This is a genomic window from Hyalangium gracile, assembly GCF_020103725.1.
GTDB lineage: Bacteria > Myxococcota > Myxococcia > Myxococcales > Myxococcaceae > Hyalangium > Hyalangium gracile.
The window spans coordinates 75,287-95,740 of record NZ_JAHXBG010000007.1; the positions used below are offsets into that span (position 1 = coordinate 75,287).

A 20,454-nucleotide genomic window follows, 5' to 3' on the forward strand; every position below is an offset into this window, starting at 1 on the left:
AATGCTTCGAAAGATCTTGATGGGTTTTGGGGCCCTGGTGGGCCTGATCATCCTGGGCGGCGTGGGGTTCTACGCCTACGTGACGTACCAGGCGAACAAGACCTACGACATCCCGCTGCCGGACATTCGTAGAGACACCTCTCCGGAGGCCCTGGCCCGCGGAGAGGTCATCTTCATGTCGCTGTGCGTGGAGTGCCACGCGCCCGCCGGAGAGATCCACGCGGTGGGCGCTCCCGTCACGGTGCTGCCGCCGGAGCTGGGCTACCTGCACTCGGCCAACCTCACCTCGGATCCGGTGGGGGGCATGGGCAACGTGAAGGACGAAGAGATCGCCCGGATGATCATCCACGGCGTCAACCATGAGGGGAAGCTGCGCCCCATGGTGCGCTTCTGGACGATGGCGGACGAGGACATCGCCGCGGTGATCGGCTTCATGAGGCAGGACAGGCCCGAGTTCGCGCCCGAGCCGAAGAAGGCTCCGCCCTCGGAGACGACGTTCCTGGGCAACATCGTCCAGGTGTTCGTGCTGGGCGTGCACACCGAGAAGCGGCCTCCGGTGAAGGCGCCGGCCAAGGCCCCCACGGTGGAGTACGGGAAGTACCTGTCGGAGGCCATGTTCGACTGCGTCGCCTGCCACACCCAGGGCCTGGAGGTGAACGAGGTGAAGGCGGCCAAGGACACCGCCTTCACCGGTGGCTTCGAGTTCGATCAGAAGCAGTCGGGCACCGAGGGCGTCATCTACTCGACCAACCTCACCCCGCATGAGACTCAGGGCCTGGGCAAGTGGACGCTGGAGCAGTTCAAGGTGGCCATGCGCGAGGGCATCGCGCCGGACAATCAGGTCCTGCGCACGCCGATGCCGCGCTTCCGTCGCCTGGACGATGTGCAGCTCGAGGCGATGTTCAAGTTCCTGAAGTCCCTGCCGGCCAGGGAGTCTCCCAAGTTCGCCCGCGAGCCGCTGCCTCGGGCCAAGGTGGATCCGAGCGCGGCGCCCGAGAAGCTCTTCAGCAGCCTGGGTTGCAACTACTGCCACGGCCCGAAGGGGCAGTACCGCGACAAGCTGAAGAACGCGATCAGCAAGCAGCCGGAAGAGGTGGCGAAGTGGATCCGCAACCCGGAGAGCTTCAAGCCGGGCACGCAGATGCCGACCTTCGCGCCGCTGCTCGACGAGGGGCAGGCGCTCGAGCTGGCCAGGTGGGTGCAGTCGAAGAACGGCGAGCCGTAGGCCCTGGCTCCGCGCGTGGCCCGGGCTTCGGCTCCGGGCCACCGCGCCGTCCTCAGCTCGTGACGAAGTTGACGAGCGACTCGAAGAGCCTGGGGTAGCGGGCCAGCCCATGGAGGACCCGGGCGCGCAGGGCCGGGTACCGGGCGATGGCCAGCATCAGCCTCACGGAGAGCGCGTAGCGCCAGTAGTGCCGGGCGACGGCGCGCTCGTAGGGCACGAGGGAGGCTCGAGAGGCCCCCCGGGCGAGCACCTCGGGCAGCAGGTGGCCCAGCGCGCTGGCGCCACGCAGCGCCAGGGTGAGGCCCTCTCCGGTGATGGCATCCACGTAGCCGGCCGCGTCTCCCACCAGCACGAAGCGATCGAGGGTCCGCCCGCGCACCTTGCGCAGGAAGGGGCCCGCTCCGCGCGCCTGGGAGTCCGCGGGTGCTCCCTCCAGCCGCTCCCGGAGCGCGGGGAAGCGCTGCAGGAGGCTGGGGAAGGAGATGGCGTCCTCCACCTTGCCGTCCTCCCAGAGGAAGGCCACGCCGACGCGCTCGTTGCCCGCCGGGGTGACGTAGGCCTCCAGGCCACGTGAGAGGTGGATCTCCACGAAGTCGGACCAGGGCCGCACGCGGAAGTGCTGGCGGAGGCCGAAGCGCCGAGGCGCGTGCGGCTTCACGGGCTCGTCCAGGCCCTGGGCCTGTCGCAGCGGCGAGGCCAGCCCGTCCGCGGCCACCAAGAGGCGGGCCTCCACCTCCTCTCCCGTCGCCGTCGTCAGCAGGACGCGCTCCGGCGAGCGGAGCACGTTCGCCACGCCGCAGCGCTCCCTCAGCGTGACGCCCGCCTCCCGAGCGGTGCGTGTCAGCGCCGAGGCCAGGGCCGTCCGCCGGATGCCGAGCCCCGGCGTGGGGGCAAAGCGCCCGGAGACGTCCGTGCCGTCTTCCTGGAGGTAGCGGATGCCCACGATGGGCGCGCAGTCCGCCGAGGTGAGGTACTGGCGGGCCCCGAGCGCCTCGAGCTCGCGCAGGCCCGGCGGCGCGAGGCCCTCTCCACAGGCCTTGTCCGCGGGCAGGGCCTGCCGATCGAAGACGACGGTGGAGAAGCCTCTGCGGGCGGCGTGGATGGCCACGGCGAGCCCGGCGGGGCCTCCTCCCACGATGGCGACGTCGATCGGCCTCACGGGGGGGGCAGGCCTGGAGGCTCGGGAGCGGCTTTGGGCAGGAAGCGGGGCCGGTGGGCGAAGGCCTGCTGGTACTCGGCGCCGAGCGCCTGTTCCTCGGCGCGGATGCGCACGTACAGCAGCACCGCGTTGCCCAGGGAGAAGAGGATGGCCGTCAGGTAGCCGCCGTGGATGAGCGGCAGGAAGGCGAACTCCAGGATGACGGCCACGTAGTTGGGGTGGCGGATGTAGCGGTAGGGCCCGTCCGTCACGGGCGTGGCGCCGGGGACGAAGATGATGCGGGTGTTCCACCGCTCGCCCAGGGTGGAGATGGCCCAGTAGCGCAGGGCCTGGGAGGCGATGGCGCCTCCCAGCGAGACGTAGCCCAGCAGGCCCGGGAAGGGCCGGTGCAGCGCCAGGGGCTCCAGCGCGCAGGCCACCAGGAAGGCGGTGTGGAACAGGACCATGACCCGGAAGTGGCCCTGGCCCACCTCCCGGCCGCCCTGTTCGAGCGCCCTCTTCGCGTTGCGGCGCGAGAGGACGAGCTCGTACAGGCGCTCGGCGCCGATCAGCCCGAGGAAGACGTAGTAGGCGGTGAGCGTAGACGCCTCACTTCCTGGCCTTGGCCCACACGCGCTTCATCCAGGCCTCGACGTCCTTGGCCTGGCGCGGGATGGCCCCGGAGAGCACCTTGCAGCCCCTGGCGGTGACGACGACGTCGTCCTCGATGCGCACGCCGATGCCGCGGTAGCGCGCCGGGACGGTGAGGTCGTCCGTCTGGAAGTAGAGGCCGGGCTCCACCGTGAGCACCATGCCGGCCTGGAGCTTGCCGTACTTGTAGGCCTCCTGGCGCGCCTGGGCGCAGTCGTGCACGTCCAGGCCCAGCATATGGCTGACGTTGTGCAGCGAGTAGCGCTTGTAGAACTGGTGCTCGTCCTTCAGCGCCTCCTGGGCGTCCGGGAGGATGCCCAGGCGCTCCAGGCCCGCGGCGAGCACGCGCATGGCCACGCGGTTGGGCTCCATGAAGTCGTTGCCCGGCTTCACCGCGGCGATGGCCTGCTCCTGGGCCTCGAGCACGAGCTCGTAGATTTCACGCTGCTCCTTGGAGAACTTGCCGGAGATGGGGAGCGTGCGGGTGATGTCCGCGGTGTAGAGGGTGTTGGCCTCGACGCCGGCGTCCAGCAGCAGCAGGTCGCCCTTCTTCACCGGGCCGTCGTTGCGCGTCCAGTGGAGCACGCAGGCGTGCGAGCCGGCGGCGGCGATGGTGCCGTAGCCGACGTCATTGCCCTCGACGCGGGCGCGCAGGCCGAAGATGCCCTCCACGGTGCGCTCCGTCCTGGCCGTCTTCAGGCTGGCGATGACGTCCTCGAAGCCGCGCTGGGTGGAGTCGATGGCGGACTGCAGCTCGCGGATCTCCTGGGCGTCCTTGAGCAGGCGCATCTCGGAGAGGGCCTGGGCGAGCCCCTTGTCGCGCTCGGCCTGGGCGGGCAGCACGTCATCCACCTTGGCGGAGTAGCCGCGCAGCACGCGGGTGGGGCGGGCCACGGCGCCATGGAGGCCGGCGAGGAAGTCCTTCAGCTCGGGCAGGCCGCGGGCCTCGTCCACGCCGAAGCGGGCCTGGCTCTCCTTCACGCCGAGGCGGGGGCCCACCCACAGCTCGCCCTTCACGCGGTCGGTGAAGAAGGTGGCGTCGCTGCGGCCCGGGTTGGGCTCGACGAAGAGGATGTCCGTGTGGCCGCCGCCCTCCTTGGGCTGGAGCACGAGGACGCAGTCCGGCTCGGTGTTGCCGGTGAGGTAGTAGAAGTCGCTGCCGGGGCGGAAGCGGAAGTGCGTGTCGTTGGCGCGCACCTTCTCGTGGCCGGTGGGGATGACGAGCGTCTCACCGGGGAAGAGCTGGGAGAGGGCGCGGCGGCGGGCGCGGAAGGCGTCGGCGTGCTTGAGCTTGGGAGGGAGCTTCCGGTTGGCCGGCTTCCAGCGCTTCATCATGAAGTCGAGCAGCGCGGGCGGCGGGACGGTGTCGTGGCTGGCGGGCTTCGCGGGAGCGGCCTGGGGCTCGGAGGTGACGGGCTGGGCAGCGGCGGGCTGAGCGGCGGCCTCGGAGGCGGCCTGGGCGGCGGCGGCTTCGGACTGGGTCGTCATGGTGGAGTGACTCTTCAACAACCGTGAGCCGGGCTTCAAGCCCTCAGCGGCTGTTTGGTGGGGAGATGTTCTCTCTCAGAAGGGCCACCTGCCCGAGGAGGACGGGGACGGCCGTCTCCACCCGGAGGATGCGGGGGCCGAGGGTGAAGGGGCGGAAGCCCTGGGCTTCGAGCAGCTCCGCCTCGAAGGGGACCCAGCCGCCGTCCGGCCCGATGGCGAGGACCACCCGGGGAGCGGCGCCCACACCCAGGGTGGTGAGGGGCTGGTGCGCGGGAGGGTGGGGGAGCAGCCGGAGGGACCCCTGGCCGAAGAGGGTGTCCAGCTCGTCCTCGACGCAGGGGCGGAAGCGCTCGCGAACGTGGACCTCGGGGAGGCGCGTGTCGCGGGCCTGCTCGAGACCCTGGAGGAGGAGCTCCTGGATGAAGTCGGGGGCGAGCACCTTGGAGTCGAAGTAGCTCTTCTCCACGCGGGCGGCGTTGACGAGCACCACGCGATCGACGCCGAGGGAGGCCACGGCGGGCAGGACCTTCTTGAGCGCCTTGGGGCGGGGGATGGCGAGCAGGAGGTCCACGCCCGCGCGAGCGGGAGGAGGGGCGGTGAGGGTGGCGCGGAGGTGGAGGACGCCCGGGGAGTTCTCCAGCACTTCGCCGGTGCCGACGAGGCCACCGAGCCGGCCCACGCGCAGGGTCTCTCCGGGCTCGGCGCGCAGCACCTCGCGGGCGTGCTGGGCCCGGCGTCCCGTGAGGCGGGCGGTGCCGTCGGGGAGGAAGTCCTCGTCGAGGAGCAGGAGCAGGTTCACGGGAGGACTCCATGCCTCGGGAGGGGAGGGGCTGCAAGCCGAGAGCGATGAGGGACCGGTTCGAAGGCTCGACGCTGCGTGGACGCTGGCGGAACCGCGCTGGGTGGTGGCCCTGCGGACGCTGGCATCCGGTCTATGTCCCCGCGACTGGAACAACATCGCGAGCCGCCTGAGCGCCCGGTCCAACCCGGGCGCGAGGTGAGGCACGCTGGTGGCGGCACGGAAGCGAACTGGTATGACAGGCATACCAGTTGGCTCGGACCGAGACCGAAGGGGGCCTTCCTTCACGGCCGCTCCCAGTGAACGGGGCTCACGAGCCGGCCCGGCCCGGGAACTCAGCCGCCTCCCCGCCTGTCTGCTTGCCGACCCAGGCAGGCTGCCGTAAAGCGGGAGCGTGCGTCCCCTCTGCCTGCGCTGCCGCCGTCCCCAGGCCACGTGCTACTGCGCGCGCCTGCCGCGCCTGGAGACACGTACACGCGTCGTCTTCCTCCAGCACCCCCGCGAGCGGCGCGTGGCCATCGGCACCGCTCGCATGGCCCACCTCTCGCTCCCCAACTCCGAGCTGCACCTGGGCGTGGACTTCTCCGGCCACTCCCGGCTGCAGGCCCTGGCCGCGGACCCCGGACGCGTCGCCGTGCTCTTCCCCGGCCAGGGAGCCATGACCCTGGAAGAAGCGGCCGCGCGCCCTCCCGAGGCGCTCATCGTCGTCGACGGAACGTGGCCCCTGGCCAAGAAGGTCGTGAAGACCAACCCGCTCCTCGCGAGCCTGCCGCGCATCGGCTTCACCCCGCGCCGCCCCAGCAACTACCGCATCCGCGCCGAGCCCGCCGACCACTGCGTCTCCACCATCGAGGCCGTCGTGGAGGTGCTCGGAGCGCTCGAGGGCGGAGACCCGACCCGCTTCGACGCCATGCTGCGCCCCTTCGAGTTCATGGTGGACACGCAGCTCGAGAGCCAGTCCCACCGCGACGATCCGCCGCGCCGCCGCATCTACAAGAGCCCCTGGCGCCCGCCGCTGGAGCTGCGCTCGCTGGCCGACGAGCTCCCCCGGCTCGTGCTCCTGTACGCCGAGGCCAATGCCCACCCCGCGGAGGAGGGCATCCCTCCCGAGCTCGTCCACCTGGTCGCGTGCCGCCCCGCCACCGACGAGCGCTTCGAGGCCATCCTCGCTCCCCGCCAGCCGCTGGCGCGCAGCACGCCGCTGCACACGGAGCTCCCGGAGGAGGTTCTCCGCGCGGGCGAGGACCGGGACTCCGCGCTGGGTCGCTTCGAGGCCTTCCTGCGCCCCGATGACGTGCTCGCGGTGTGGACCACGTATGCGCTGGATCTGCTCTGGCGGGACGGTGTCAGCCGCCGGGCCGCCGCGAACATCCGCCTCGCCGCCGCCCGGGCCCTGAAGGGCAAGGCCGGAGGCGTCGAGCAGGCCGTGCCGCTGCTGGGCGCTCAGCCCCCCGCGCTCTGGGCGCCGGGCCGCGCGGGCCGCCGCATCCAGGCGCTGGAGGCCGTGGTCCGCGAGCTGGTCCGCCGTGGCCTGGCCGAGCATCCGCCGAGCTCGCGGACCGGATCCTGAGCCCCGCAACACCTGGCCCCTGAAGCTCTCGGCTCAGACGCGCTGGCTGTCTCCAAAGGAGATGCGGAAGCTCGGAGCCGCAGGCCGCCAGGGACGGGTGAGCCTGCGCACCCACCGGCCCAGGCGTGCCACGGAGTAGCTGGCCACCAGCAGGCCCACTCCGACGAGGATCGCCGGTCCGAGCTCGAGGCTGGGACCCAGGCGCTCCGCCAGGCCCGGAGTCCCCGCCCACCCGTACACCACGGGCAGGTGGAGCACGTAGACCCAGAGCGACAGCCGCCCCAAGGGCGCCAGCCGCCGGGACAGCCGCACCGGCACGAAGCTCACCGCCGCCAGCACGAGCAGCCCCTCACCCACCCGCATCGCCACGAGCCACGCGCTCGTCGGGCTCCAGTCCTCCGGGAGCCGCAGCGTCACACCGAGCACCACCGCGCCCAGCGCCGCGAGCGCCAGGCCCTGCGGCCAGCCCGGTCGCAGCAGGCGGAACAACTGAGCCGACAGCGCGCCCGCGAAGAAGAAGCCCGCCCAGGGGAACAGCGGGAAGTGGCTGCCCTCGACACCCAGGGCCTGTCGCAGCGGGATGGGCAGGTGCGGCCCCAGCTGCCACACCGCGCCGCTCGCCAGCGGGATGCCCACCGCGAGCACCGCGAGCACCGCGATCCGCGCCTTGTTCCCCGTCACCAGCGCGAGCACGGCGGCGCCCACCATCAGGCTGAAGCCGATGCACTGGAGCGCGTCGAAGGCGAAGAGGCGGGACCCGAGCGCCTCGCTCCAGCCCAGCCACTGCACCGTCTCCCAGCCGGGCCAGTGCAGCAGGTACCCGAGGAAGATCAGCAGCAGCGCGCGGCGCATGCGGCGGCCAAAGGTGGCCTTCGCCGCCCCGGGGCGCGGATCGAGCGCCGCCACCACGGCCCAGCCGCTCACCAGCAGGAAGAGGGGAGCGGTGATGCCGCGCAGCTCCCAGTAGCGCTGGACCCAGACATCGGCGCGGGCGGCGGGCGACAGCAGCGCGTCCAGCGTGTGGCCCAGCACCATCGCCACCACGGCGAAGCCTCGCGCCGCATCGAGCGCTGGGTGGCGGGGCGGCCGCAGGCTGAAGGAACTCGAGAGTTGCAAGCGCGCGCCAGCATAAAGGAGGAGGAGAGCGTCGTCCCGAAAACGCCTGATCCGCCAAGCACACAAAAGCCTTCAGTGTGGGCGAGCGCTCCGGCGGTGTTCTCGTAGGGGGAAACACGGTCCGTGCCTCCGCTGCTAACCTGCCGCCGCTTTCGAGGCGCTCGGGAGGCCCATGCATGAAGGTTCCAACTCGGCTCAAGCTCCGCGTCGGGCGTGCCGTGTTGGGAGTGCTGGCCGCGCTCGCGCTGCGGGCGTCCGCGTCCACGCCCGCCGCGCCGAGTCCCGCCCCCATGGCTTCGGAGAAGCTGGCGGCCCTCTTCAGGGCCCCGCCCCCCGCGAGCGGTGCCCCGGCACCCAAGGACACCGAGGCCCGGATCGCGCTGGGGAAGATGCTCTTCTTCGACGCGCGGCTCTCCAAGAACCACGACATCTCCTGCAACACCTGCCACGACCTGGCCACCTATGGGGTGGACCACGTGCCCGTCTCCAGCGGCCATCAGGGGCGCAAGGGCACGCGCAACTCGCCCACCGTCTACAACATCGCCGGCTACGTCGCGCAGTTCTGGGATGGCCGCGCCTCCACCCTGGAGATCCAGGCGGAGAACCCCCTCTTCGATGACTCCGAGATGGCCATGCCGGATGACCGGCGCGTCCTGGCGACGCTCACCTCCATGCCGGAGTACGTGCTGCACTTCCGGAAGGCCTTCCCGGGAGAGAAGCAGCCGGTGACGCTGGGCAACCTGACGCAAGCCCTCGCCGCCTTCGAGCGCCAGCTCACCACGCCCTCGCGCTTCGACCGGTTCCTCGGCGGCGAGCCCGCCGCGCTCTCCGCGCGGGAGCGCCGGGGCCTGGAGCTCTTCGTCTCCACCGGCTGCACCCTGTGCCACGGCGGCCCGGCGGTGGGCGGCACCTCCATCCAGAAGCTGGGCCTCGTCGAGCCCTTCCCCCACGTCCGCGATCAGGGCCGCTACCAGGTGACGCGCAACGAGGAGGACCGGATGAAGTTCCGTGTCCCCACGCTGCGCAACGTGGAGAAGACGGCGCCGTACCTCCATGACGGCTCCGTGGAGGACCTGGGCACGGTGGTGCGGCTGATGGCCAGGCATCAGCTCGGCAAGACGCTGACGGACGCCCAGGTGGAGGACCTGGTGGTCTTCCTCCGCAGCCTCACCGGTGAGCTGCCGGAGCGCTACACCACCCCGCCCGAGCTGCCCAGGAGCACGCGCAGGACGCCTCGGCCCGACCCCACGTGAAGGGTCGTGCGTGGCGCTCCCTCCGGTAGTAAGAGCAGGGCATGAACTTCCTGTACCAGGCCCACTCCGGGCTCCGCTACCTGGTGCTGCTCGCGGGCCTCGTCGCCCTGGCGTACTTCGTGTCCGGCCTCGCGACGAAGCGCCCCGTGGGCAAGGGCGTGCGCATCATCGGCTCCAGCTTCGTCGGCCTGCTCGATCTGCAGGTCCTCCTGGGCATCCTCATGGTGGCCATGGGGCGCTACTACCCGCGGCTCATCGGCCACATCGTGCTGATGCTGCTCGCCGCGGCCGTCACCCACGTGCTGCTGGTGATCAACCGCAAGCGCCCCAATCCCGGCTATCTGCTGCCGCTGATCGCCGTGCTGGCGGCCCTGGTGCTCATCGTCGGCGGCATCATGGCCATCGGCCGCGGCGTGTTCACCAGCACCGCCTTCATGGGCTGAGCAGGCAGGACGCGACGGCGCGCGGCACGAGCCTCAAGGGCCAGGGTGCTCGGCCAGCCACCGGGACGCACGGGCGAGGTTCGGCTCGTGACCGATACCTCGCCAGAACTCCCGGGCCTGGAGCGCCAGCTCTCGGGCTCGAGTGAGCTCCCGCCGTGCGTCCCAGAGCGCCATGGCCAGCGCGAGCTGCACGCTCGCCCGATCCTCCACCGACGCCAGCGGCAGGGCACGCTCGAGCAGCGGGAGCGCCTCCGCCGGCTTGCCGAGGGTGAGGTGGAGCTCCGCCAGCCCCAGCAGCGATGAGGCCACCCTGGAATGGGTGGGGCCCAGGGCCTTCTCCTGCAGCGCCAGCGCGCGCTCGTGCCGCTGTCGGGCCTCCTCGCTCCTGCCCAGCTGCCGGAGCGCCGTCCCCAGCCCGTTGAGGATGGGCGCCAGCTGGACGTTGTCGGGGCCGAGCGCCCGCTCCCGCAGCGCCAGTGAGCGCTCGAAGCTCTTTCTCGCCTCGTCATGGTGGCCCAGGGACGAGAGCGCATGGCCCAGACCGGTCAGGGGACTGTGGAGCATGGGGTCCTCCGGCCCGACTCCCTTCTCCCGCACCACCACGGCGCGCTCGAAGCTCTTCCGGGCCTCCTCGTAGCGGCCGAGGACCCACTGTCCATGGCCCAGGTAGGTGAGCGGGAAGGCGTTCGCCGGATGCGCGGGCCCGAGCACCTGCTCTCGCAGCGTCACCGCGCGCTCGAAGCTCTCTCGGGCCTCCTCATAGCGGCCCAGCCCCAGGAGCGCGCGTCCCAGGTTTCCCAGGGAGAGGGTGGTGTGGGGATGCTCCAGGCCCAGCACCTTCTCGCGCACCGCCAGCGCCCGTGAGTGCCGCTGCCTCGCCTCCTCGTAGCGCTCCAGCGTCAGGAGGGCGTTGCCCAGCGTGTTGTCCGCGTCGGCGCGGACCAGCGCGTCATCGGCCAGCTCCACCGCGGCCTCCAACGCCAGCGCCAGGTCCAGCGCCTCCTGGCCCCGGCTCTGCCTGGAGGCCAGCACGAAGAGCAGCTGGCTCCACGCCTTCGCCACGAGCTGGGCATCCTTCCCCTTCGCCGCGGCGACGATGGCCCGCCGCGCCAGCGCCTTGGCTCCTTCGTAGTCCCCGCCCGGCTCCCGAAGCTCCGACATCACATAGAGGATGCGGGCGTGCAGCGGCGCGTAGGGCACCGACTCCGCCTGCTTCAGCAGCGCCTCGCCGCGCTCCAGCCCCTCGGGATACTTGCCCGCCTCGTACAGCGCCTCCAGCCGGTCCGCCTCTTCCTGCAGCGCCTCCACCCGCGCGCGCACCGCCGGCTCCTCGGGGGGCGGCACCGTCGCCGTCAGCGCCTGGGCATCCGCGCAGTACTCCAGCGCCGGCAGGGCCTGCACCGCCTGCACCGCCTGATCCACCAGCCCTGCGTCCGGGTCGCTCGCCAGCAGCTCCGTCAGGGCTCGCAGCCGGCTGCGCCGCCGCTCCAGACAGCCCTCCTGCAGCGCCTCCAGGCTGCGCGGCTGCTCGGCCCGCTCCTGGCCCGCAGCCTCGCACACCTCCGTCCGCATCCGCACCCAGGTGCTCGCGTACCCGTCCAGCAGGGTCGCCACCCGCCTGGCGGTGTCCGGCGCGTATGGCACGCCCGTGGCCAGCAGGGACTGGCTCACCCGGGCCTTCATCGGCTCGTCCCAGATGTCCGTCAGGCGCCGCTCCATCCGTTCGCACCCGGGCGCCTGGGACCGCAGGTTCATCCAGCTCGCCGCGACCAGCCCGCCCAGCAGCACCACCGCCGAGGCCAGCCCCACCGCCAGCAGCCGAGAGCGCCGCCGCGCCTGGGGATCATCCTCCAGTTCGGCCAGCACCTCCTCCATGGAGGCGGGACGCTGGGAGGGAGCCCCGTGCAGGCCCCTCAGCACGGTGCGAGCCACCCAGGCGGGCACCTCGGAAGAGGCAGGAGGCGGCGCCAGCTTGCCGGCGGCATGGGCGCCGATCAGCTCCTCCCAGGTGTCCGCGGGGAAGGGGAGCTGCCCGTAGAGCGCCTCGTAGAGCGCCGCGCAGAAGGAGAACACATCCGTCTGGATGTCGGCCGGGTGCCCGCGCAGCAGCAGCTCCGGCGCCATGTAGCGGGGCGTGCCCATGAGCGAGCCCGCTACCGTGAGCCCTCCCTGGGGCGAGGCGACGCCCTGTCGTGAGGCCTCCTCGGGCTGCTCCTTCGAGGCAGGGGAGGGCACGGCTCCCGCCGAGCGGACCCGCGCCAGGCCGAAGTCCGTCACTCGCGCCCGTCCATCCCTACCCACCAGCACGTTGTCCGGCTTGAAGTCCCGGTGGATCAGCCCCGCCGCGTGGGCCGCCGCGAGCCCGCGTCCGGCCTCCAGGTAGGTCCCCAGCACCTGCCGCCACGAGCGAGGCTGCTGCGCGCACCACTGGCGCAGCGTCTGCCCCTCCACGTACTCCATGGCGATGAAGAGGGAGCCATCCTCCAGCGTGCCCGAGTCGTAGACGGCCACCACGTTCGGGTGGCTGAGCCGCGCCATGGACTGGGCCTCGCGCACCAGGCGGGCCCGCTCCTCGCCGCCGCTGCTGGATCCCACGCCCCGGTGGCGCAGCAGCTTGAGGGCCACCCGGCGATCCAGCCGGGCGTCATAGGCGGCCAGCACCAGGCCCATGCCACCCTGGCCCAGGAAGTCCAGCACCGTGTAGCGGTCCGCCAGGATGCGGCCCGGCGCCAGGGCAGCGGCAGGCGCGTCCCTCGGGGCCGAGGGCCAGGTGGGTGCATCTCCGGCGTCCGGCAGGGGAGGCGTCTGAGGCCGCCGCACGGTCGTGGCGAGCTCCTCCGGGCCGAGCGCGGGAGTCGCCTGCTTCCTGGAATCACTCATCTCGACGGTCTCTGCGTGCCGGCCTGCCCCCCTCCATGGGTCAGGGGGCTGCCGCCAGTGTAGAGGAGCACCTCTCCCGACGAGGCGGAAGCGAGCGGCTCCCATCAGTCGGATCATGCCCAGCGCCCACATCCGCGCAGGATGCAGCACCCCGGCCGCCATGGACGGCGGGGGCTGATCCGACGGTGGGGGGCGAGACCCGGTGACGCACCCGGCCAATACGGGCGGTGGAGCGCGCCTGGAATTGTTGGAGAGACGATTACTCGTGGCAAGCTGGAGGGTGGCGCCAGCCGCGCCCAGTCGAGTCAGCCAGTGCTTCGGCGCGGATCCCCCCGTCGTGCCCCACAGCCCAGCTTTGTCCCATCGCAGGAAGAAGACGACATGACCGATGCCACGCCGCTCGCCAGTTCGCTGGCTGCAGCCCCCCGACGCGCGGGACCATCGAGAGCCACGCCCGCGCTGGCGCGTTCGCTGCTGCTCGCCTCGCTGCTGATCGGAGCCACCGCGCTCGCGCAGCCCCAGGGCCTGCCCGAGCTCGAGCTGGAGCGCCTCACGCTCAATCCCAACGGCCAGGGCTCGCTGGTGCTGGGCACGGGCGAGCTGCTCAACCGCGGCGGCTATCGCTTCTCCTTCACCGGCCACTACCAGCATGATCCGCTCGCGCTGTACCGCGATGGCGAGAAGGTGGGCTCGCTGGTGAAGGGCCGGATGACGGGCCACCTGGCGGCGGCCTACGGCCTCTTCAACTGGTTGGAGCTGTCGGCGCAGGTGCCCGTGCTGCTGACCCAGAGCGGCGATGATCTGACGCAGTTCGGGCTGGAGCAGCCCTCGACGGGGCCGGGGCTCGGCACGCCGTACCTCGGAGTGCGGTTTGGGCTGCTGTCCGAGGAGGACGAGAAGCCCGTGGATCTATCGGTGGGCGCCCAGGTGGGCCTGCCGGTGGGCAGCGCCGCGGCGATCGCGAAGGATGCCTCGCCGCGCATCATCCCCAGCGTCATGGTGGGCCGCCGCTTCGGCTCGCTGCGCGCGGGGCTGGACGCGGGCCTGTCGGTGCGCTCCAGCCAGGTGCTCGTCGAGGACGGCAACATCCAGGACGAGGTCGGCACCGAGCTGCGCCTGGGCGGCGTGCTGGCCACCACGGGAGAGGGGCTCCGGGGCGAGGTGAACGTGCTGGGCACCGTGCCCTTCTCGCGCTCGGGCGCCGCGCTCGAGGTGCTGGCGGGTGGACGGCTGCCGCTGAGCTCGAAGCTCGAGGCCTACGCGCTGGCGGGCGTGGCCACCGGGGACGCGCCCGGCACGCCCACCTTCCGCGCCCTGCTGGGCGTGGCCTATGGACACACGCCGCCGCGCTGCGTGGCGGGCGGCAAGCACACGCCCGAGCAGTGCCCCGAGCTGGATGACGACAACGACGGGGTGAAGAACTCCGACGACACGTGCCAGGGCCAGAGCGGTCGGGTGGACGCCCAGGGCTGCCCGGTGAAGGACTCGGATGGCGACGGCGTCATGGATCCGGACGACAAGTGCCCGACGGTGCCGGGCCTGGCGCAGTTCCAGGGCTGCCCGGACACGGACAAGGACGGCATCGAGGACGCGGCGGACAAGTGCCCGACGGTGCCGGGCCTGGCGCAGTTCCAGGGCTGCCCGGACACGGACAAGGACGGCATCGAGGACGCGGCGGACGCCTGCCCGACCGAGCCCGGCATCGCCGAGCTGAAGGGCTGCCCGGCCAAGGACACGGACGGCGACACGCTGCCGGATCACCGCGACAACTGCCCGACGGAGCCGGGCCCGGTGGACAACCAGGGCTGCCCGGTGAAGGACAAGCAGATCGTCGCGATCCAGAAGGACCGCATCGAGATCAAGGACAAGGTCTACTTCGACAGCGACAAGGCGACCATCCAGAGGCGCAGCTTCAAGCTGCTGGATCAGGTGGCCAAGGTCATCCTGTCGCACCCCGAGCTGGAGAAGGTGTGGATCGAGGGCCACGCGGACGAGCGTGGCAGCAGCGACTACAACACCGATTTGTCGCAGCGCCGCGCGGAGTCGGTGCGTGACTACCTGGTCAAGAAGGGCGTGGCGCCGCAGCGGCTGGAGGCTCGAGGCATGGGCCGCAGCATGCCGGTGGCGCCGAACACCACGGAGAAGGGCCGGGCGGCCAACCGCCGGGTCGAATTCCTCACCACGCCCCGCGAGGGCACCCAGCCGTAGCCGCGGGGGACGAGACACATGAAGAACGCATTCTCGAGGAACCTCACCCGCACCGCGCTCCTGGCGGTGTTCATGTGCGCGCTGCCCGCCCTGGCCGGAGAGGACATCTATGGCGTGGGCTCCGGGCGCAACGGCCCGCTCACGCTGGGCTCGGGCAACAGCATCATCAACGCCTACGCGAGGATGACGGCGGCCCGCTCGCCGGGGGATACCATCCTGGCGGTCAACACCACCACCGGCTTCGGCGGTGGCGATCTGGTGATGATCATCCAGACCACGGGCATCACCCCCGAGCCTCCCTCGGGGGGACCGGCCAACATCGATCTCAGCAGCAGCCAGGTGGGGCGCTGGGAGCTGGCGCGGCTGTCCGGGGTGACTGGGACGACGATGACCATGACGCAGCCGCTGCTCTACTCCTACGCGGCCACCGGCGCGCAGGTGGTCCGGGTGCCGGAGTACACCAACGTCACCGTCCAGGGGACCGCCGCGCTCATCGCCAGGCCGTGGGACGGCAGCATCGGTGGTGTCCTGGCCTTCCTGGCGACGGGAGATGTGACCATCTCCGCCACGCTCACCGTCGCGAGCCGAGGCTTCCGCGGCGGCCAGTTCGTGCGGGACACCACCGCGACCCTCAACTGCTCGGGGCTGGATCAGCCCGCGCCCACGGGCGCCCAGAAGGGCGAGGGCATCGCCGTGTCGCGCTACGGGAGCTCCCATACAGGGTACGGCCGGGTGGCCAACGGAGCGGGTGGCGGTGTGTGCTCCAGGGCTGGCGGCGGTGGCGGTGGTGCCGCTGGCGTCGGAGGTGGTGGCGGCAACAGCGCGGACGGCTCGCGGCCCGTGGGAGGGCAGGGCGGCGCGTCGCTGACCCACTCGGCGCTCACGCACATGACGATGGGCGGCGGTGGCGGGCCCGGTCACATCCCGGGCGGGGCGACGGCGGCGGGCGGACAGGGCGGCGGCATCATCTTCATCCGCGGCAGGAACTTCACCGGGACGGGCAGCATCCTGGCCGACGGCTTCTTCTCCAACAACACCACCAGCACGGCGGACGGGGCGGGCGGCGGTGGCGGCGGCGGCACCATCCACATGCGCTTCACGGGGACGGCGAGCTGCGACCCCGTCAAGGTCCACGCCTTCGGAGGCCAGGGCGGCAGCACGAACTCGCCCGCGGGGCCCGGTGGTGGTGGTGGTGGTGGTCGGATCCTGTTCCAGGCTTGCGGTGGGGCGCCGCTCTGTCCTCTGAGCCCCGCCAACGTCGTCGGCGGGCTGTCCGGCGTGCAGCAGGACCTTGGGGACACCTCCGGCGCGGAGCCGGGCGCGAACGGTGTCTTCACGCTCCTGGGGGACTGCTACTCGCCGCTGACCGCGCCGGTGGTGCTGACGCCCCCCAACGGCTCCAGCACCAACAACAACACGCCCACCTATACCGGCACGCTGGCCCCGCCCTTCCCGGCGGGCACCCAGGTGATCATCTACGTGGATGGCAACGAGCTGACGCGGGTGACTCCGGATGCCTCGGGCAACTGGTCGTTCACCCAGCCCACGGGGCTGTCGGAGGGGAGCCACACCGTCTACGCCGTCGCGGTCAACACCGCCCAGAACCTCCTGAGCATCCCGAGCAACACCAACACCTTCACGGTGGACCTCACGCCTCCTCCGGCCCCGGTGGTCATCACTCCGGCCAACGGATCGATTACCAGTGACACGACGCCGACCTATACGGGCACGGCGGAGGCGGGGAGCACCGTCACCGTCTTCGTGGATGGCAACCCGGTGGGCACCACCACCGCCAACGCTTCGGGCAACTGGAGCTTCACGCCCACCGCGCCGCTGGCCGAGGGCGGCCACACGGTGAGTGCACGGGCCACGGATGCGGCAGGCAACACGAGCTCCAACTCCAACACCAACAGCTTCATTGTGGACACCACGCCGCCTGCCGCGCCGGTGGTGCTCACTCCGGCCAATGGCTCGATCACCAGCAATAACATGCCGACCTACACGGGCACGGCGGAGCCAGGCAGCACGGTGACGGTGATCGTGAATGGCAACCCGGTGGGCACCACCACGGCGGATGGCGCCGGCAACTGGAGCTACACGCAGCCCACGGCGCTGGCCGACGGTCCCCACACGGTGAGAGCCCGGGCCACGGATGCGGCGGCCCCGACTCCAACACCAACAGCTTCACGGTGGACACCACGCCGCCGGCTGCTCCGGTGGTGCTCACTCCGGCCAACGGCTCGATCATCATCGGGAACACGCCGACCTATACGGGCACGGCGGAGCCGGGCAGCTCGGTGACGGTGATCGTGAACGGCAACCCGATGGGCCCCGTCACGGCGGATGCCTCCGGCAACTGGAGCTACACACAGCCCACGGCGCTGGCCGACGGCGTCCACACGGTGGCGGCACGCGCCACGGATGTGGTGGGCAACACGAGCCCCCTCTCCAACACCAACACCTTCACGGTGGACACCACGCCGCCGGCTGCTCCGGTGGTGCTCACTCCTGCGAACGGCTCGATCACCAGCGACAACACGCCGACCTATACGGGCACGGCGGAGCCCAACAGCACGGTGACGGTGGTCGTGAACGGCACCTCGATGGGCCCCGCGGTGGCGGACGCCGCCGGCAACTGGAGCTACACGTCGCCCTCGCCGCTGGCCGACGGCGTCCACACGGTGGCGGCCCTGGCCACGGATGCGGCGGACAACACGAGCTCCATCTCCAACACCAACACCTTCACGGTGGACACCACGCCGCCGGCCGCGCCGGTCGTCGTGACGCCGGCCAACGGCTCGATCACCAGCGACAGCACGCCGACCTACAGCGGCACGGCGGAGCCGGGCAGCACCGTCACCGTCATCGTGGACAGCACGCCGGTGGGCACCGCCACGGCGGACGGCTCGGGAAATTGGAGCTACACGCCCACTGTGCCGCTGGCCGACGGCCCTCATGGCGTGAGGGCTACGGCGACGGATGCGCTGGGCAACACCAGCGTCGACTCGAACACCAACACCTTCATCGTGGACCTCCTGGGTCCCGCGGCCCCCGTGGTGCTGACGCCGGCGAATGGCTCGGTGACCAGCGACAACACGCCGACCTACAGCGGCACGGCGGAGGCGGGCAGCACCGTCACCGTCATCGTGGACGGCAACCTGGTGGGCAACACCACGGCGGACGGCGCGGGCGCCTGGAGCCTCACTCCGACCACGCCGCTGACGGATGGAGTGCATCAGATCAAGGCCACGGCCACGGACACGGTGGGTAACACGGGCCCCGAGTCCAACACCAACAGCTTCACGGTGGACACCACGCCGCCGGCCGCGCCGGTCGTCGTGACTCCGGCGAACGGTTCGCTCACCAGCGACAACACGCCGACCTACAGCGGCACGGCGGAGGCGGGCAGCACCGTCACCGTCATCGTGGATGGAAACCCGGTGGGCACCACCACCGCCAACGCCACGGGTGACTGGAGCTTCACGCCGACCGCCACGCTGACGGATGGCTCGCACACGGTGAGCGCCCGGGCCACGGACGCCGCGGCCAACACCAGCGTGGATTCCAACACCAACACCTTCACGGTGGACACCACGCCACCGGCTGCTCCGGTCGTCGTGACGCCGGCCAATGGCTCGACGATCAGCGACAACACGCCGACCTACAGCGGCACGGCGGAGGCGGGCAGCACTGTCACCATCATCGTGGATGGCAACCCGGTGAGCACCGTCACGGCGGATGCGTCGGGCGCCTGGAGCTACACGCCCACGGTCGGCCTGCTGAACGGCACGCACACGGTGAGGGCTCGGGCCACGGACGCCGCGGGCAACATCGGCCCCGACTCCAACACCAACACCTTCATCGTGGACACCGAGGTGCCTCCCGCGCCTGTCGTCGTGACGCCGGCCAACGGCTCGACCACCAGCGACAACACGCCGACCTACAGCGGCACGGCGGAGGCGGGCAGCACCGTCACCGTCATCGTGGATGGCAACCCGGCGGGCACCACCACGGCGGATGGCTCGGGCGCCTGGAGCTTCACCGCAGCCACGGCGCTGACAGAGGGGGCGCATCAGGTCAAGGCGACGGCCACGGATGACGTGGGCAACACCAGCCCCGAGTCCAACACCAACACCTTCACGGTGGACACCACACCGCCGGCCGCGCCGGTCGTCGTGGCGCCGGCCAATGGCTCGACCACCAGCGACAGCACGCCGACCTACAGCGGCACGGCGGAGGCGGGCAGCACCGTCACCGTCATCGTGGACGACGCGCCGGTGGGCACCGTCACGGCGGACGCCGCGGGCGCCTGGAGCTTCACGCAGCCCACTGCGCTGACGGACGGCACGCACAGGGTGAAGGCCACGGCGACGGACGCGGTGGGCAACGTCAGCACCCAGTCCAACACCCACACCTTCACGGTGGACACCACGGCTCCGGCGGCGCCGGTCGTCGTGACGCCCCTTGATGGCGTGACGATCCCCGACAACACGCCGACCTACAGCGGCACGGCGGAGGCGGGCAGCACCGTCACCGTCATCGTGGACGACGCGCCGGTGGGCACCGTCACGGCGGACGGCTCGGGAGCCTGGAGCTTCACCTCGGCGGTGGGCCTGTCGAACGGCCCGCACACGGTGAAGGCGACGGCGACGGACGCGGTGGGCAACGTCAGCACCCAGTCCAACACCCACACCTTCACGGTGGACGCGACGATTCCTCCTGCGCCCGTGGTGCTCACGCCGGCGAACGGCTCGGTGACGAACAACAGCACGCCGACCTTCTCCGGCACCGCCGAGGCCAACAACACGGTGACGATCTTCCTGGGCTCGCAGCAGGTGGGCACCGTCACGGCGGACGCCAGCGGCAACTGGGCCCTCACGTCCGCCACGCCGCTCGCGGATGGCACGTACGAGGTCAGCGCCGTGGCCGCCAATCCCGTGGGCAACCTCAGCGATCGCTCCAACGTCAACCGCTTCACCGTGGACACCACGGCGCCCGGTGCTCCCGTGGTGACCGCGCCCGCCAACGACTCGGTGACGAACGACAACACTCCGGCCATCACCGGCACCGCCGAGCCGAACAGCACGGTCACGGTGAGCCTCAATGGCAGCTCCGCGGGGACCACCACCACGGATGCGTCGGGCAACTGGACCTTCACGCCCGCCACGCCGCTCGCGGATGGCCCCTACACGGTGCGCGTCACGGCCAGGGATGTCGCGGGCAACACCAGCCCCGAGTCCAACCTCGTCCGCTTCGTCGTGGACACCACGGCGCCCGAGACGCGCATCGACTCCGGGCCCACGGCCGAGACCGAGAACCCCGACGCCACGTTCGACTTCGGCTCCAACGAGTCCGACGTGACGTACGAGTGCAGCCTCGACGGTGCGGCCTTCACGGCGTGCTCGGACCCCGTCACGTTCCAGGACGTCTCGGAGGGCAGCCACACCCTCCAGGTGCGGGCCCGGGATGCCGCGGGCAACGTGGACCCGACTCCCGCCACGGCGACCTGGAACTACCAGCCGCCGCCGCCGCCGCCGCCGGACTGGGCGCTGCTCGGCAACGGCGTGGGCTGCGCCTCCACGGGAGGCAACCCGTCCTCGCTGGCGATGATGGGCCTGGCGGTGCTCTCGGCGCTGCTGGCTCGGAAGCGCCGGCGGTAGGCAGGGCAGCACGGTGACGAGGC

Annotated in this window: 13 protein-coding genes; 7 read left to right on the top strand and 6 right to left on the bottom strand. The window is 71.5% G+C overall.

The window, feature by feature from the left end; all coding sequences use genetic code 11:
* Position 1 precedes the first annotated feature (1 nt).
* On the top strand, positions 2-1,225 hold the full coding sequence (locus KY572_RS15615; protein WP_224243414.1) for a c-type cytochrome: 1,224 nt from the start codon (positions 2-4) through the stop codon (positions 1,223-1,225).
* A gap of 52 nt (positions 1,226-1,277) precedes the next feature.
* On the opposite strand, the gene KY572_RS15620 is transcribed toward KY572_RS15615, so the two are convergent.
* The 4 genes from KY572_RS15620 to KY572_RS15635 form a co-directional block, all read right to left on the bottom strand.
* A complete protein-coding gene (locus KY572_RS15620; RefSeq protein ID WP_224243415.1) occupies positions 1,278-2,384 on the bottom strand; it encodes an NAD(P)/FAD-dependent oxidoreductase in 1,107 nt (368 codons plus the stop codon).
* Positions 2,381-2,830, bottom strand: coding sequence for an isoprenylcysteine carboxyl methyltransferase family protein (locus KY572_RS15625; RefSeq protein ID WP_317987851.1), 450 nt, complete (start codon positions 2,828-2,830; stop codon positions 2,381-2,383). The genes KY572_RS15620 and KY572_RS15625 overlap by 4 nt, the downstream gene beginning before the upstream one ends.
* Before the next feature lie 142 nt (positions 2,831-2,972).
* The gene (locus tag KY572_RS15630; protein WP_224243416.1) at positions 2,973-4,502 is read right to left on the bottom strand and encodes an aminopeptidase P family protein; all 1,530 of its coding nucleotides are present in this window, start codon (positions 4,500-4,502) and stop codon (positions 2,973-2,975) included.
* A gap of 43 nt (positions 4,503-4,545) precedes the next feature.
* Positions 4,546-5,301, bottom strand: a complete 756-nt coding sequence (locus tag KY572_RS15635; RefSeq protein WP_224243417.1) for a 16S rRNA (uracil(1498)-N(3))-methyltransferase — start codon at positions 5,299-5,301, stop codon at positions 4,546-4,548.
* 394 nt (positions 5,302-5,695) lie between these two features.
* Between KY572_RS15635 and KY572_RS15640 the strand changes: the two genes are divergently transcribed.
* Positions 5,696-6,871, top strand: coding sequence for a tRNA-uridine aminocarboxypropyltransferase (locus KY572_RS15640; protein WP_224243418.1), 1,176 nt, complete (start codon positions 5,696-5,698; stop codon positions 6,869-6,871).
* Between the two features lie 33 nt (positions 6,872-6,904).
* On the opposite strand, the gene KY572_RS15645 is transcribed toward KY572_RS15640, so the two are convergent.
* Positions 6,905-7,987, bottom strand: coding sequence for an acyltransferase family protein (locus KY572_RS15645; protein WP_224243419.1), 1,083 nt, complete (start codon positions 7,985-7,987; stop codon positions 6,905-6,907).
* 176 nt (positions 7,988-8,163) lie between these two features.
* Between KY572_RS15645 and KY572_RS15650 the strand changes: the two genes are divergently transcribed.
* Positions 8,164-9,240, top strand: coding sequence for a cytochrome-c peroxidase (locus KY572_RS15650; protein ID WP_224243420.1), 1,077 nt, complete (start codon positions 8,164-8,166; stop codon positions 9,238-9,240).
* 41 nt (positions 9,241-9,281) lie between these two features.
* Positions 9,282-9,683 (top strand): hypothetical protein, encoded by a 402-nt coding sequence (locus KY572_RS15655; protein WP_224243421.1) that lies wholly within the window; start codon positions 9,282-9,284, stop codon positions 9,681-9,683.
* A 33-nt stretch (positions 9,684-9,716) separates the two neighbouring features.
* Here the strand turns inward: KY572_RS15655 and KY572_RS47795 are convergent, their stop codons facing one another.
* Positions 9,717-12,563, bottom strand: coding sequence for a serine/threonine-protein kinase (locus KY572_RS47795; RefSeq protein ID WP_317987852.1), 2,847 nt, complete (start codon positions 12,561-12,563; stop codon positions 9,717-9,719).
* A 381-nt stretch (positions 12,564-12,944) separates the two neighbouring features.
* Here KY572_RS47795 and KY572_RS15675 point away from each other — a divergent pair, with 381 nt between their 5' ends.
* From KY572_RS15675 to KY572_RS15685, 3 genes are read left to right on the top strand one after another with little or no spacing between them, the layout of a single operon-like run.
* On the top strand, positions 12,945-14,771 hold the full coding sequence (locus tag KY572_RS15675; RefSeq protein ID WP_224243422.1) for an OmpA family protein: 1,827 nt from the start codon (positions 12,945-12,947) through the stop codon (positions 14,769-14,771).
* 18 nt (positions 14,772-14,789) lie between these two features.
* On the top strand, positions 14,790-17,072 hold the full coding sequence (agmC, locus tag KY572_RS47800; RefSeq protein WP_224243423.1) for an adventurous gliding motility protein AgmC: 2,283 nt from the start codon (positions 14,790-14,792) through the stop codon (positions 17,070-17,072).
* The gene (locus KY572_RS15685; protein ID WP_224243424.1) at positions 16,961-20,431 is read left to right on the top strand and encodes an Ig-like domain-containing protein; all 3,471 of its coding nucleotides are present in this window, start codon (positions 16,961-16,963) and stop codon (positions 20,429-20,431) included. Before agmC ends, KY572_RS15685 begins: the two co-directional genes overlap by 112 nt.
* Positions 20,432-20,454: the final 23 nt, after the last annotated feature.

Coding starts and splice junctions, on each gene's coding strand:
- KY572_RS15615 (WP_224243414.1), top strand. CDS start 2: ATGCTTCGAAAGATCTTGATGGGTTTTGGGGCCCTGGTGGGCCTGATC.
- KY572_RS15625 (WP_317987851.1), bottom strand. CDS start 2,830: ATGGTCCTGTTCCACACCGCCTTCCTGGTGGCCTGCGCGCTGGAGCCC.
- KY572_RS15630 (WP_224243416.1), bottom strand. CDS start 4,502: ATGACGACCCAGTCCGAAGCCGCCGCCGCCCAGGCCGCCTCCGAGGCC.
- KY572_RS15650 (WP_224243420.1), top strand. CDS start 8,164: ATGAAGGTTCCAACTCGGCTCAAGCTCCGCGTCGGGCGTGCCGTGTTG.
- KY572_RS15655 (WP_224243421.1), top strand. CDS start 9,282: ATGAACTTCCTGTACCAGGCCCACTCCGGGCTCCGCTACCTGGTGCTG.
- KY572_RS47795 (WP_317987852.1), bottom strand. CDS start 12,563: ATGAGTGATTCCAGGAAGCAGGCGACTCCCGCGCTCGGCCCGGAGGAG.
- KY572_RS15675 (WP_224243422.1), top strand. CDS start 12,945: ATGACCGATGCCACGCCGCTCGCCAGTTCGCTGGCTGCAGCCCCCCGA.
- agmC (WP_224243423.1), top strand. CDS start 14,790: ATGAAGAACGCATTCTCGAGGAACCTCACCCGCACCGCGCTCCTGGCG.